This is a genomic window from Pseudomonas sp. NBRC 111138 (genome assembly GCF_001320835.1).
In the GTDB taxonomy this organism is placed as follows: domain Bacteria; phylum Pseudomonadota; class Gammaproteobacteria; order Pseudomonadales; family Pseudomonadaceae; genus Aquipseudomonas; species Aquipseudomonas paracarnis.
In genome coordinates this window covers 26,904-38,772 of sequence record NZ_BCBO01000078.1, presented here as the reverse complement: position 1 = coordinate 38,772, position 11,869 = coordinate 26,904, and the positions used below count along the sequence as shown (strand labels likewise).

Genomic DNA, 11,869 nt, shown 5'->3' with positions numbered 1-11,869 from the left:
TGGCTTAGCTCGCAACGGGCGGCTTGGCCACCGAACACAGACGGATCGAGTCCGCGAGAATCTCAATCGCTTTGGGGCGCGGGAAGCTGGCGCGCCAGGCAATCGCTACGGTACGGAACGGCACCGGCGGCGTGAGTGGGCGCACTTCGATCACGCCCTGGGCGTAGTGATGGCTGTCTACCGCAGACAGCGGCAGGATCGAGATACCCAGGCCGGAAGCGACCATATGGCGAATGGTTTCCAGGGAGCTGGATTCCACCGTGGTGTGCTTGGCGCCGTCGTTGCCCTTGGTCAGGGTCGGGCAGGCTTCCAGCACCTGATCGCGGAAGCAGTGGCCTTCACCGAGCAGCAGCAGGCTCTTGTCGTTGAGCAGGCCGGCGTCGATGGTGTCCTTCTTGGTCCACGGGTGGGAGGCCGGCATCAGCACGTAGAACGGCTCGTCGTAGAGCGGCAGGGTCAGCACGTCCGCTTCGTTGAAGGGCAGGGCGATGATGATCGCGTCCAGCTCGCCGTTGCGCAGTTTGTCGCGCAGCACGTGGGTGAAGTTTTCTTCGATATACAGCGGCATCTGCGGCGCGACGCGATGCAGTTGCGGGATCAGGTGCGGGAACAGGTAGGGGCCGACCGTGTAGATCGCGCCGACCTTGAGCGGCGCGGTCAGCTGGTTCTTGCCGGCCTGGGCCAATTCGCGAATGCTTTGCGCCTGTTCCAGGACCTTCTGCGCCTGGGCAACGATACCTTCGCCCACCGGGGTGAGGCGCACGGCGCTCTTGCTGCGCTCGAAAATCAGCACACCGAGTTCGTCTTCAAGCTTTTTCACACCCACCGACAGCGTCGGCTGGCTGACGTGGCAACGCTCGGCGGCATGGCCGAAGTGCTGTTCTTGGGCGAGGGTCACGATGTAGCGTAATTCTGTGAGAGTCATAGCGGGCGTCCATGAGGTTGCGGGCCAAGCATACCGGCTGCAATCGATAGACGCACGTTATCAGAACTTTGCTGGGGATTGAGTGGGGAATATCGGAATTTTACTGAGGTATTAAAGCGAATGTGGGAGGGAGCAAGCCCCTCCCACAGTGCTCTCTCAGCGGCGACGCTTGTCGATGTTGTAGACGAACGGCGCGACCAGTTCGACGCTGCCGTTTTTCAACAGGTCTGCCGGTGGCTTGGGTAGCGGCTGAGCCTTGCGGATCATCTCAAGGGTTGCACGGTCCAGGTCGGCGTTGCCGGAGCGGCCTTCCAGTTCGTAGGACAGCACATTGCCTTCGCCATCGACCACGAAGCGCAAGCGGTTCATACCTTCCTTGCCACTGCGTTGGGCGCCGGGCGGGTACTTCTTGTACTTCTGCAGATGCGCCAGCAACGTGCTTTGCCAGGATGCCTGGGCGGCCAGCTGCTGTGCCGACGGGCCCGGTGTAGGCTGGGCGGACTTCTGCGCAGGTGCGTTGCTCGGCGGCGTTTCGCTCGGCGGCTCCTCGGAAGGTTTCTCCTTGGGCGGCTCGGGCTTCTTCTCCACCGGTTTTGGCGGTTGTGGCTTGGGCTTGGGCTTGACCGGCTTGGGCACCTGGATCGTTGGCTTGGGCGCCTCGGCCAGCTTCGGCAGGGGCAGCTCTTCGACCGGTGGTGGCGGCGGCGCAACGACCTTGGGCGGTGCTGGAGGCGGCGGCGGTGCTGGCAGCGGCGCCAGGTCGATGACCATGGCGGCGGGTGGCAGCTGGATCGCCTGCGGCGCGGACCATTGGAGCGCGATGATGATCGCGACGGCATGCACGCCCAGCACGACGGCGAGGCTGGTGCCATAACGCGTCAGTTTGTGGCGCGTCGTGATCATTTCTTGGCTGCCGTCTCAAGTCCGACCAGGCCTACCTTGAGGTAGCCGGCTGCCCGCAGGGCATCCATCACGCTCATCAGGTCGCCGTAGTCCACGCCTTTGTCGGCCTGGAAGAAGATGGTCGTGTCTTTCTTGCCTTGGGTCTTGGCATCCAGCACCGGCCCCAGGGTTTCAGCCTTGACCTCTTCTTCGCCCAGGAACAGGCGTTGGTCCGCCTTGACGCTGAGGAAGATCGGTTTTTCCGGCCGCGGCGCCGGCTTGGCGCTGGACGCGGGCAGGTCCACCTTGATGTCCACGGTTGCCAGCGGTGCCGCCACCATGAAGATGATCAGCAGCACCAGCATCACGTCGATAAACGGCGTGACGTTGATTTCGTGGTTCTCGACGAGTTCGTCGTCGCCTTGATTCAAATGCAGGCCCATGGCCGATTACCCCACTTTCACCATGTGCGGTTGCGAGCTGCGCTCGGTAGGCAGGTGATCGAGGTCACGGCTGACGAGCAACAGGACTTCTGCAGACGCATCCGATACCTGAGCCTTGTAGCCGGCGATCGAACGGGCGAAGACGTTGTAGATGACCACCGCAGGAATTGCGGCAACCAGGCCCAGGGCGGTAGCCAGCAGGGCTTCGGCGATGCCGGGGGCAACGACGGCGAGGTTGGTGGTCTGGGTTTTGGCGATACCGATGAAGCTGTTCATGATGCCCCACACGGTACCGAACAGGCCGACGAAGGGTGCGGTGGAACCGATGGTAGCGAGTACGCCGGTGCCGCTGCTCATGTTACGGCCGCAGGCGGCCACCAGGCGCTCAAGGCGGAAGCTGACGCGCTCCTTGATGCCTTCTTTTTCACGGGTGTTGGCCGACAGGCGCATTTCTTCCAGTGCGTCGTGCACCAGCAGGTTGGCCAGGGTGCCCTTCTTGGTCGCGGTTTCGCTCGCTTCCTTGAGGGTGGTGGCTTTTTTCAGGTGGACGATTTCAGCGCGCAGACGACGCTTGGCGCCCAACAGCTCGAAGCCTTTGGCAATCCAGATGGTCCAGGTGATGATCGAGGCAATGGCCAGGCCGATCATTACGGCTTTCACCACCACGTCAGCATTCTGGTACATGCCCCATGGCGACAAGTCGTGGGCCATGCCCAGGGTGTTGTCTTCTTCCAGCACCACGCCGGTTTCGTCGGCAGGTGCGGCGGCGCCGGCGGCCTGGGCCGGGTCGGTGGCCACTGGCGCGACGGCAGGCGTTGCCGCAGTAGCGGCATTTTGCTCGGCAGCTGCCGGAGCGGCTGGGGCAGTGGCGTCAGCGAATGCGGCGGTCGGTGCCAGCAGTACGCTGAACAGCATCGCAGCAATCGCACGCCAGGCGCGGGAGGGGCTGTGAAGCTTGGTTGGCGAAGCGGGGGTTGTATGACGTGTCATGCTGGCCGGACCTGAGAGAAAAAATGGGTGATCGTCCTTCCAGACCATTTAGGGTCGAGGACAAATGGGCGGTTATTATTGCAAGTAATTCTTGTTAACTAAAGTGGCACTGTTACTTTATTTCGCTTTTTACTGGCCGTTGATCCACTCGCGCGGCTAATCTGCGCCTTTGAGAATGGAGTTTTATGATGTCTGCGCCTTCTGTTGTGATTGCCGGTTGCGGTGATGTGGGTAGTCGGCTGGCTAGCCAATTGCTGGCCTCGGAATGGGAGGTCCACGGCCTGCGCCGCGATATTTCACGCTTGCCCGACGGTGTGATCGGCATTGCCGGCGATCTGTTCAAAAAGGATTGCCCGGACACCTGGCCGATCGGCGGGGTGGATTATCTGGTGTACTGCGCCGCTGCCACTGACCACGACGAAGCCGGCTATCGCGCCGCCTACGTGCAAGGGTTGCAGCATGTGTTGGAGTGGCTGGGCGATTACGGCCAGGAGCCGAAACATCTGCTGTTTGTCTCCAGCAGCAGTGTTTACGGACAGCAGAACGGCGAGTGGGTCGACGAAACGTCCGAGACGCAAGCGAAGGGCTATTCCGGGCAGGTGATGCTGGAAGCTGAGCAAGTGGCGCTCAATAGCGGCATCCCGGCCACCGTTGTGCGGCTGACCGGAATTTACGGTCCGGGTCGGGAATGGCTGCTGACTCAGGTTCGCCAAGGCTATCGTGTAGCGGTTGACCCGCCTTTATATGGCAACCGAATTCATGCTGATGATGCCGCGGGCCTGCTCGCGTTTTTGCTGCGGCATGTGGAAAAAGGCGGTTCGCTGGACAAGTTCTATATCGGCGTTGACGATGCGCCGGCACCACTGGCCGAGGTGGTGGCGTGGTTGCGCGAGTACCTGGGTGTGACCGAATGGGCCGAGGACGCCAGTGTGCGGCGTGCGGGGAGCAAGCAGTGCAGTAATGCACGTATGAAGGCGCTCGGCTGGACGCCGACATACCCGACTTACCGGGAAGGCTATGCGGCGATTCTGAAAGGCTGAAGCGCGGCAAAAAATGTGGGAGCTGGCTTGCCTGCGATAGCGGTATATCAATCACATCTTTGTTGGATGTAATACCGTCATCGCAGGCAAGCCAGCTCCCACATTTGGATTTGGGCGAGGCTTTTATTACTTTTCAAGCAACCATTGGCGAGGGCCTGGCGTAAACGAAGGCACTTCATCGGCCTGCGCGGTATTGATCGCCTGGAAGATCTCCAGTTGCTTACCCTTGCGCGTGAAGATCCATGGGTTGCCCTGGCCGTTCAGTTGCAGCCAGATGCTGTCATAGCCGCCGCTCATGGAGGCGCAATCGCCTGCCAGGCAGAGTGAATAACGATCAACCCCCGGCAGGCCGGCGACCTTGCCGTCTGCCTGGAACTGCACCGTGGCGCCGCTGCCGGTGCCGTCGCTGATCTTCCAGTCGCCGCCCATATAGGCCGCGTACAGCGTGCGTTCGAAGTTGGCGCCCAGTGGCGCGCCTTCTGGGGCCGGGTCTTTGGCGCGGGCAAACAGCTGCTCGGGCTCGTTGTCGTTGGCCACTTGCAGCAGTTGTTTGCCTTTGCGTTTGAGTTCGGTGGCAGAGCTGCCATAGAAATCCACGTTCCATGCGCCGGGCTTTTCACCCGACAACTTGCCTTCCGCCACTTCAAAACCGTTGTAGTAGCGCGCCTGCAAAGCCTTGGTGTTGACCTCCCACTCGAGGTTGGGGCCATAGGACTGCAGGGCTTCACGCAAAGGGCCGCCCTTGGCTGCCGCGTCGATGGCGGCCTGGTTGATCCAGGTACCGCTTACATCCAGGTCGGCGGGGTTGCTGGCACAGCCGCCGAGCAACAGGGCGAGCAACGAGGAGGCTACAAGCGCTTTGCGCATTACGAAATCCTTCTGAAACGAAGTCGGCGCAGCCTGTTTGGGCTGCGCCGGGTGTTTTACTCGATGACCAGAATGGCGTCCATCTCAACCTGTGCACCCTTTGGCAGGGCGGCAACGCCGATGGCGGCGCGGGCTGGGTAAGGTTGTTCGAAGTACTTGCCCATGATCTCGTTGACCTTGGCAAAGTGGCTGAGGTCGGTGAGGAAGATGTTCAGCTTGACGATGTCCTTGAACGAACCACCGGCAGCTTCAGCCACGGACTTGAGGTTTTCAAAGACCTGCACGGTCTGGGCTTCGAAGCCTTCAACCAGTTCCATGGTCTTTGGGTCCAGCGGGATCTGGCCGGACATGTAGACGGTGTTGCCCGCCTTGATCGCCTGGGAATAAGTGCCGATGGCGGCTGGAGCTTTATCGCTGGTGATAACTGTCTTGGTCATGAATGACTCCTTGTAATGGATCGGTTATGCACGCATGCGGGTGATGCGGATCACACCGGTCAAGGCGCGCAACTTTTTGATCACGCGGGCCAGGTGCACGCGGTCGTGCACGCTGACCACCAGTTGGACCACGCTGATGCGACCATCGCGTTCGTCCATGCTGATTTTCTCGATATTGCCGTCGGCTGCGTTGACACTGCTGGCCAGCAGGGCGATGAGGCCGCGCTGGTGTTCCAGCTCAACTCGCAGTTCGACGTTGAATTCGCCGGTGACATCTTTGGCCCACGAGAGCTGGATGCATTTTTCCGGGTTGTGGCGGATTTCGGTGATGTTGCGGCAGTTGTCCAGGTGCACCACCATGCCTTTGCCGGCGGACAAGTGGCCGACAATCGGGTCGCCCGGGATCGGCGTGCAACATTTGGCGTAGCTGAGCACCAGGCCCTCGGTGCCGCGAATCGCCAGTGGGCCTTCAGGGCTCGGCAACTGTTCGCCTTCGCCCAGCAGGCGGCGCGCAACCACGTAGGCCATGCGGTTGCCCAGGCCGATGTCTTCCAGCAGGTCTTCGATGGTTTCCTGTCGGTACTCGTGGAGCATCGCTTGCACGCGCTCTTGCGGAATCTTGTCCAGGGCGCTGTCGAAGCCGTTGAGCACCTTGTTCAGCAGGCGTTCGCCCAGGCTGATGGATTCGGAGCGGCGCTGCAATTTCAGCGCGTGGCGAATATGCGTACGGGCCTTGCCGGTGACCACAAAGTTGAGCCAGGCCGGGTTCGGGCGAGCGCCCGGTGCGCTGACGATCTCCACCGTGGAACCGCTTTGCAGCGGTTCGGACAACGGGGCAAGGCGCCGGTTGATGCGACAGGCGATGCAGCTGTTGCCGACATCGGTGTGCACCGCGTAGGCAAAGTCGACCGCCGTGGAGCCTTTGGGCAGCTCCATGATCCGGCCTTTGGGCGTGAACACGTAGACCTCGTCCGGGAACAGGTCGATCTTCACGCTTTCGATAAATTCCAGGGAGTTGCCGGCACGTTGCTGCATTTCCAGCACGCCCTTGACCCATTGGCGCGCACGGGCATGGGTGCCTTTGGGCTGCTCGTCGCCGCTGGACTTGTACAGCCAGTGGGCGGCAATGCCGTTGTTGGCCATTTCTTCCATTTCGCGGGTGCGGATCTGGATCTCGATCGGCACGCCGTGCATGCCAAACAGGGTGGTATGCAGCGACTGGTAGCCGTTGGCCTTGGGAATTGCGATGTAGTCCTTGAAGCGGCCCGGCAGGGGCTTGTACAAATTATGTACAGCTCCCAGTACGCGGTAGCAGGTATCGACCTTGTCGACGATGATCCGGAACGCATAGACGTCCATGATCTCGTTGAAGGCCCGACGCTTGCCGCGCATCTTTTTGTAGATGCCGTAGATGTGCTTCTGCCGGCCGCTGACCTCGCCCTCGATTTCGTCAATCGCCAGGCAATGGCTCAGGGACTCTTCGATCTTGTTGACGATTTCCTTGCGGTTGCCCCGTGCGCGCTTGACCGCCTGGTAGATGCGCGCCGAACGCATGGGGTGCATGGCTTTAAAGCCCAGGTCTTCGAATTCGATACGAATGGCGTGCATGCCCAGCCGGTTGGCGATGGGCGCATAGATTTCCAGGGTTTCCTTGGCGATGCGCCGGCGCTTTTCGCCAGACAGCACTTCCAGCGTGCGCATGTTGTGCAGCCGGTCGGCCAGCTTGACCAGGATCACCCGAATGTCTCGGGCCATGGCCATGGCCATCTTCTGGAAGTTTTCCGCCTGGGCTTCGGCCTTGGTCTCGAAGTTCATCTGGGTCAGCTTGCTGACCCCGTCGACCAGTTCGGCCACGGTTTCGCCAAATTGCGCACTGAGCGCTTCCTTGGCAATGCCGGTGTCTTCGATCACGTCATGCAGCATCGCGGCCATCAGGCTCTGATGGTCCATGTGCATGTCGGCAAGAATATTGGCCACCGCAAGAGGATGGGTGACATACGCCTCGCCGCTACGTCGGCGTTGGCCGTCGTGGGCTTGTTCGGCGTAGAAATACGCTCGGCGAACCAGGTTGACCTGGTCTGCGCCGAGGTAGGCCGATAAGCGATCGGCGAGGGCGTCTATGCTCGGCAAAGTGTGAACTCCTGCCGATGGCTGTGACCCCGCGCCGTGCTACGTCGACCAGGCATAGGCTTAGACGTCCTCGTTGGACTCGCCTTCGAACGCTGCAAACAGCGGTTCGTCTTCAACGATTTCGGCGTTGGCGATGAACTCGTAGCTCATCAGGCCTTCAGCGATTTCACGCAGGGCTACAACGGTAGGCTTGTCGTTTTCCCACTGGACCAGAGGCTCTTTGCCGCCAGTGGCCAGTTGACGGGCACGCTTGGTAGAGAGCATGACCAGCTCAAAGCGGTTATCCACGTGTTCTAGGCAGTCTTCAACGGTTACGCGGGCCATGGTATTCCTCGGAGCGAATGCAAGATGCGCGCTGCCCGGTTGGGCGAGCGGACTGAGCAGTTTAAAAAATCACCAGCGTTTAGGGAAGCGCTGATTTTTCGCAGGCCTTCGCAAAACCGCTACAAGTGCCAATGTAAGGCCCTTGCAGCTGTTTTGGGAAGCGCCAATCAACCGAGCAATTCGGCGAGTAATTTGCCGAAACGCTGCTGTTGGCGCTTTTGCTGCAGTTGGTTGGCGCGGAAAATCGCCTTCAAATCATCCAATGCGTGGGTAAAGTCGTCATTGATGATCAGGTAGTCGTAGTCGACGTAGTGGCTCATTTCGCTGACGGCCTCACGCATGCGACCTTCGATAATTTCATCGCTGTCCTGGCCGCGGTTAGTCAGGCGTTGGTGCAGGGCTTGGAGCGAGGGCGGCAGGATGAAGATGGAGCGCGCCTTGGGCATCAGTTGGCGCACTTGTTCGGCGCCCTGCCAGTCGATCTCCAGAATCAGGTCGTGGCCTTCGTCCAGGGTCTGTTGCAGGTGGCTCTGCGAGGTGCCGTAGAGGTTGCCGAACACTTCGGCGCGCTCCAGGAAGTCACCGTGTTCGATCATCTTGACGAACTCGGTACGCTCGACGAAGTGATAGTGCACGCCGTCCACTTCGCCCGGGCGCATGGCGCGGGTGGTGTGCGAGACCGAAATGCGGATCTGCTCGTCAGCGTCGGTCAAGGCCTTGACCAGGCTGCTCTTGCCCGCGCCCGAAGGGGCGGAAATGATGTAAAGGGTGCCGGTGCTGTGGGTCATGGAGGGTGCCTTACTCAATATTCTGTACTTGTTCGCGCATTTGCTCGATCAACACTTTGAGGTTGACCGCCGCCGTGGTGCTGCGCGGGTCGAACGCTTTGGAGCCCAGTGTATTGGCTTCGCGGTTGAGTTCCTGCATCAGGAAGTCCAGGCGCCGACCGGCGGCACCGCCGGACTTGAGTACGCGGCGCACTTCAAGGATATGGGTGCTCAGGCGGTCGAGTTCTTCGGCCACGTCGCTCTTCTGCGCGAGCAGGACCATTTCCTGTTCCAGGCGCGTCGGATCGAGGTCGGCCTTCATGTCGGTGAAGCGGTCGAGGACCTTCTGGCGCTGGGTGGCGAGCATCTGCGGTACCAATTCGCGCAGGGTCACTACGTCGGCTTCGATCGATGTCAGCCGCTCGTTGATCAGGCGCGCCAGTTCGGCGCCTTCGCGTTCACGGCCGGCCTTGAGCTCCTTCAGGCCCTGGTTGAACAGGGCGAGGGCTTCGGCATTCAAGGCCTGTGGGTCTGCCGCGTCGGCCACCAGCACGCCGGGCCAGGCCAATACTTCCAGAGGGTTCAATGCGGCTGGCTGTTTGATCAGGCCGGCGATGGTTTCGGCCGCGGCCACCAGTTGGGCGGCGCGGTCTCGGTCGACCTGCAGCGGCTTGCCGGTGGTTTCTTCGGTAAAGCGCAGAGTGCATTCCAGCTTGCCGCGGGAGATGCCCTGGCGCAGCGCTTCACGAACCGCGCCTTCAAGGTCGCGGAACGACTCCGGCAGGCGCAGGTGCGGCTCCAGGTAACGGCTGTTGACCGAGCGCAGTTCCCAGCTGAGGGTGCCTTGGGCCCCGGCTTTTTCGACACGGGCGAAGGCGGTCATGCTGTGCACCATGGAGGTACCTCGCGATGCAGTCCCGCAAATACGGGCTGATGGGTAAATTGAAGCCGACAGGCTGCGAAGGCGCAGGAGTGTAGCGCAGTGGGGCGGGTGCGCCAAAACAATGGCCGATCGCCTGACCATTCGTAACCGAATTTTTTAGAAGTGCCTCGAACCGGCTTGCGGCTCTATAATGCTCGGCAGTTTTTCGTCCTCAGTACAGGTATCCCCTATGAAACGTCCAAGTGGTCGCGCTGCCGATCAGCTCCGCTCGATCCGCATCACCCGCAACTACACCAAACACGCCGAGGGATCCGTACTGGTCGAGTTTGGCGATACCAAGGTCATCTGCACTGTCAGCGTCGAAAACGGCGTGCCGCGCTTCCTCAAGGGCCAGGGCCAGGGTTGGTTGACCGCTGAATACGGCATGCTGCCGCGCGCCACTGGCGAGCGTAACCAGCGTGAAGCCAGCCGTGGCAAGCAAGGCGGGCGTACCCTGGAAATCCAGCGCCTGATCGGCCGCTCCCTGCGTGCCGCCCTGGATATGTCCAAGCTGGGTGACGTCACCCTCTACGTCGACTGCGACGTGATCCAGGCTGACGGCGGTACCCGCACGGCGTCCATCACCGGCGCCATGGTGGCCCTGGTCGACGCTTTGAAAGTCATCAAGAAGCGTGGCGGCCTGAAAGCGGGTGACCCGCTCAAGCAGATGATCGCCGCTGTGTCTGTTGGCATGTACCAGGGCGAGCCTGTGCTGGACCTGGACTACCTGGAAGACTCGGCCGCCGAGACCGACCTCAACGTGGTCATGACCAGCACCGGTGGTTTCATCGAAGTGCAGGGCACTGCCGAAGGCGCGCCATTCCAGCCGGCTGAGCTGAACGCCATGCTGGCCTTGGCCCAGAAAGGCATGACCGAAATCTTTGAATTGCAGAACGCCGCGCTGGCTGACTGAGCCGGCCCAAGGAGAAACGCCATGAATGACAGCCAGTTGCCGGTTCCGGCACCGTCCAAGGAAGTACGCCAGTGGGCAATGTTGTGTCATTTTGCGGCATTCCTGGGGTTGGTATTCCCCTTCGGCAGCTTGCTGGGGCCGTTGATCCTGTGGCAGTTCAAGAAGGACATGGACCCGCTCATCGATGACCAGGGCAAGGAGGCGCTGAATTTCCAGATCACCGTGGCGATCGCCTGGCTGGTGTGCCTGTTGCTGGGCTTCGTGGTCGTTGGCTTCTTGCTGATGACCGTGCTGGTGATTGGTGCGTTGATACTGACGATCATCGCCGGTATCAAGGCCAACAAAGGCATTGCCTATCGCTATCCGTGGACCTGGCGCCTGGTCAAGTAACCGGGCGGCCACAAAAAAACCGACATCACTGTCGGTTTTTTTGTACCTGGAAAAAGACCTCAGATGGTCAATGTCCAGTCGTAGTCCACAATCAGCGGCGCGTGCTGCGAGAAGCGCGGCTGGCGCGGCAGGCGTGCACTGCGTACGAACCGGCGCAGACCTGGGGTCAGCAGCTGGTAGTCGAAACGCCAGCCCAGGTTGAGCATCTCAGCCTGTTCGTTATCTGGCCACCAGCTGTACTGGTCGCCTTCGCGGCTGACTTCACGCAGGGCATCGACATAGCCCATGTTGCCGACAATCTCGTCCATCCAGGCGCGTTCTGGCGCCAGGAAGCCCGGGGATTGCTGGCTGTCGCGCCAGTTCTTGATATCCAGCTTCTGTTGCGCCACGTACAGCGAGCCACAATAAATGTACTCGCGACGTTTGCGTCGCTGTTTATCCAGGTAACGGGCGAAATCGTCCATTAGCTTGAATTTCTGGTTCAAGTCTTCATCGCCGTTTTGCCCGGAAGGAAGCAGCAAGGTCGCGATGCTGACCTTGTCGAAATCGGCTTGCAGGTAACGCCCGTAGCGGTCGGCTGTCTCGAAGCCGAGGCCGCTGATGACCGCCTTGGGTTGCAACCGCGAGTACAAAGCCACGCCACCTTGGGTGGGCACTTCGGCATCGCAGGCATAAAGGAAGTAGCCATCCAGTTGGAAGGCTGGGTCGTCCAGTTCAAAGGCGGAGGCACGGGTGTCCTGCAGGCAGATGACGTCGGCATTCTGTGCTTGCAGCCAACTGAGCAAACCACGCTCGACTGCAGCCTGAATACCATTAACGTTCACACTGATGATCCGCAT

Annotated in this window: 14 protein-coding genes; 3 read left to right on the top strand and 11 right to left on the bottom strand. The window is 60.7% G+C overall.

Translation table 11 applies throughout. The annotated features are described in order from the left end of the window. Positions 1 to 4: 4 nt before the first annotated feature. The 4 genes from APH41_RS14585 to exbB all read right to left on the bottom strand — a co-directional run bounded on the left by APH41_RS14585 (position 5) and on the right by exbB (position 3,240). Positions 5 to 925 carry a hydrogen peroxide-inducible genes activator gene (locus APH41_RS14585; protein WP_003195523.1) on the bottom strand — a complete coding sequence of 307 codons (921 nt, stop codon included), beginning with the start codon at positions 923 to 925 and terminating at the stop codon, positions 5 to 7. A 156-nt stretch (positions 926 to 1,081) separates the two neighbouring features. Continuing rightward, complete coding sequence (locus tag APH41_RS14580) at positions 1,082 to 1,828, bottom strand: energy transducer TonB (protein ID WP_003195521.1); 747 nt, start codon at positions 1,826 to 1,828, stop codon at positions 1,082 to 1,084. Next, positions 1,825 to 2,250, bottom strand: a complete 426-nt coding sequence (gene exbD, locus APH41_RS14575) for a TonB system transport protein ExbD (RefSeq protein WP_003195519.1) — start codon at positions 2,248 to 2,250, stop codon at positions 1,825 to 1,827. The genes APH41_RS14580 and exbD overlap by 4 nt, the downstream gene beginning before the upstream one ends. Before the next feature lie 6 nt (positions 2,251 to 2,256). Then, complete coding sequence (gene exbB / locus APH41_RS14570) at positions 2,257 to 3,240, bottom strand: tonB-system energizer ExbB (protein WP_034129097.1); 984 nt, start codon at positions 3,238 to 3,240, stop codon at positions 2,257 to 2,259. 188 nt (positions 3,241 to 3,428) lie between these two features. Between exbB and APH41_RS14565 the strand changes: the two genes are divergently transcribed. After that, positions 3,429 to 4,280 carry an SDR family oxidoreductase gene (locus APH41_RS14565; RefSeq protein WP_054919732.1) on the top strand — a complete coding sequence of 284 codons (852 nt, stop codon included), beginning with the start codon at positions 3,429 to 3,431 and terminating at the stop codon, positions 4,278 to 4,280. A gap of 126 nt (positions 4,281 to 4,406) precedes the next feature. On the opposite strand, the gene APH41_RS14560 is transcribed toward APH41_RS14565, so the two are convergent. The 6 genes from APH41_RS14560 to APH41_RS14535 form a co-directional block, all read right to left on the bottom strand. Beyond that, positions 4,407 to 5,147 (bottom strand): hypothetical protein, encoded by a 741-nt coding sequence (locus APH41_RS14560; protein WP_054896042.1) that lies wholly within the window; start codon positions 5,145 to 5,147, stop codon positions 4,407 to 4,409. 56 nt (positions 5,148 to 5,203) lie between these two features. Next, the gene (locus APH41_RS14555; RefSeq protein WP_003176922.1) at positions 5,204 to 5,584 is read right to left on the bottom strand and encodes a RidA family protein; all 381 of its coding nucleotides are present in this window, start codon (positions 5,582 to 5,584) and stop codon (positions 5,204 to 5,206) included. Between the two features lie 24 nt (positions 5,585 to 5,608). Beyond that, positions 5,609 to 7,714 (bottom strand): bifunctional GTP diphosphokinase/guanosine-3',5'-bis pyrophosphate 3'-pyrophosphohydrolase, encoded by a 2,106-nt coding sequence (spoT, locus tag APH41_RS14550; protein WP_003195510.1) that lies wholly within the window; start codon positions 7,712 to 7,714, stop codon positions 5,609 to 5,611. A gap of 60 nt (positions 7,715 to 7,774) precedes the next feature. Further along, positions 7,775 to 8,038, bottom strand: a complete 264-nt coding sequence (gene rpoZ, locus APH41_RS14545) for a DNA-directed RNA polymerase subunit omega (RefSeq protein WP_003195508.1) — start codon at positions 8,036 to 8,038, stop codon at positions 7,775 to 7,777. 167 nt (positions 8,039 to 8,205) lie between these two features. After that, positions 8,206 to 8,826, bottom strand: coding sequence for a guanylate kinase (gmk, locus tag APH41_RS14540; RefSeq protein ID WP_019818119.1), 621 nt, complete (start codon positions 8,824 to 8,826; stop codon positions 8,206 to 8,208). Between the two features lie 10 nt (positions 8,827 to 8,836). After that, on the bottom strand, positions 8,837 to 9,700 hold the full coding sequence (locus APH41_RS14535) for a YicC/YloC family endoribonuclease (RefSeq protein ID WP_003195504.1): 864 nt from the start codon (positions 9,698 to 9,700) through the stop codon (positions 8,837 to 8,839). A gap of 217 nt (positions 9,701 to 9,917) precedes the next feature. On the opposite strand from APH41_RS14535, the gene rph reads away from it, so the two are divergent. Both rph and APH41_RS14525 read left to right on the top strand, forming a co-directional pair. Then, positions 9,918 to 10,640, top strand: a complete 723-nt coding sequence (rph, locus tag APH41_RS14530) for a ribonuclease PH (RefSeq protein ID WP_003195497.1) — start codon at positions 9,918 to 9,920, stop codon at positions 10,638 to 10,640. Between the two features lie 21 nt (positions 10,641 to 10,661). After that, positions 10,662 to 11,030, top strand: coding sequence for a DUF4870 domain-containing protein (locus tag APH41_RS14525; RefSeq protein WP_003195495.1), 369 nt, complete (start codon positions 10,662 to 10,664; stop codon positions 11,028 to 11,030). A 59-nt stretch (positions 11,031 to 11,089) separates the two neighbouring features. Here the strand turns inward: APH41_RS14525 and APH41_RS14520 are convergent, their stop codons facing one another. After that, entirely contained in the window at positions 11,090 to 11,869 is a 780-nt protein-coding gene (locus APH41_RS14520) for an exodeoxyribonuclease III (protein ID WP_003195493.1), read from the bottom strand.

Bases quoted from the DNA above. Each gene is read 5' to 3' on its own strand.
- exbD (WP_003195519.1), bottom strand. From the start codon at position 2,250: ATGGGCCTGCATTTGAATCAAGGCGACGACGAACTCGTCGAGAACCAC.
- APH41_RS14580 (WP_003195521.1), bottom strand. From the start codon at position 1,828: ATGATCACGACGCGCCACAAACTGACGCGTTATGGCACCAGCCTCGCC.
- APH41_RS14525 (WP_003195495.1), top strand. From the start codon at position 10,662: ATGAATGACAGCCAGTTGCCGGTTCCGGCACCGTCCAAGGAAGTACGC.
- APH41_RS14520 (WP_003195493.1), bottom strand. From the start codon at position 11,869: ATGCGGATCATCAGTGTGAACGTTAATGGTATTCAGGCTGCAGTCGAG.
- rpoZ (WP_003195508.1), bottom strand. From the start codon at position 8,038: ATGGCCCGCGTAACCGTTGAAGACTGCCTAGAACACGTGGATAACCGC.
- APH41_RS14560 (WP_054896042.1), bottom strand. From the start codon at position 5,147: ATGCGCAAAGCGCTTGTAGCCTCCTCGTTGCTCGCCCTGTTGCTCGGC.
- gmk (WP_019818119.1), bottom strand. From the start codon at position 8,826: ATGACCCACAGCACCGGCACCCTTTACATCATTTCCGCCCCTTCGGGC.
- APH41_RS14535 (WP_003195504.1), bottom strand. From the start codon at position 9,700: ATGGTGCACAGCATGACCGCCTTCGCCCGTGTCGAAAAAGCCGGGGCC.
- rph (WP_003195497.1), top strand. From the start codon at position 9,918: ATGAAACGTCCAAGTGGTCGCGCTGCCGATCAGCTCCGCTCGATCCGC.
- APH41_RS14555 (WP_003176922.1), bottom strand. From the start codon at position 5,584: ATGACCAAGACAGTTATCACCAGCGATAAAGCTCCAGCCGCCATCGGC.
- APH41_RS14565 (WP_054919732.1), top strand. From the start codon at position 3,429: ATGTCTGCGCCTTCTGTTGTGATTGCCGGTTGCGGTGATGTGGGTAGT.
- APH41_RS14585 (WP_003195523.1), bottom strand. From the start codon at position 925: ATGACTCTCACAGAATTACGCTACATCGTGACCCTCGCCCAAGAACAG.
- exbB (WP_034129097.1), bottom strand. From the start codon at position 3,240: ATGACACGTCATACAACCCCCGCTTCGCCAACCAAGCTTCACAGCCCC.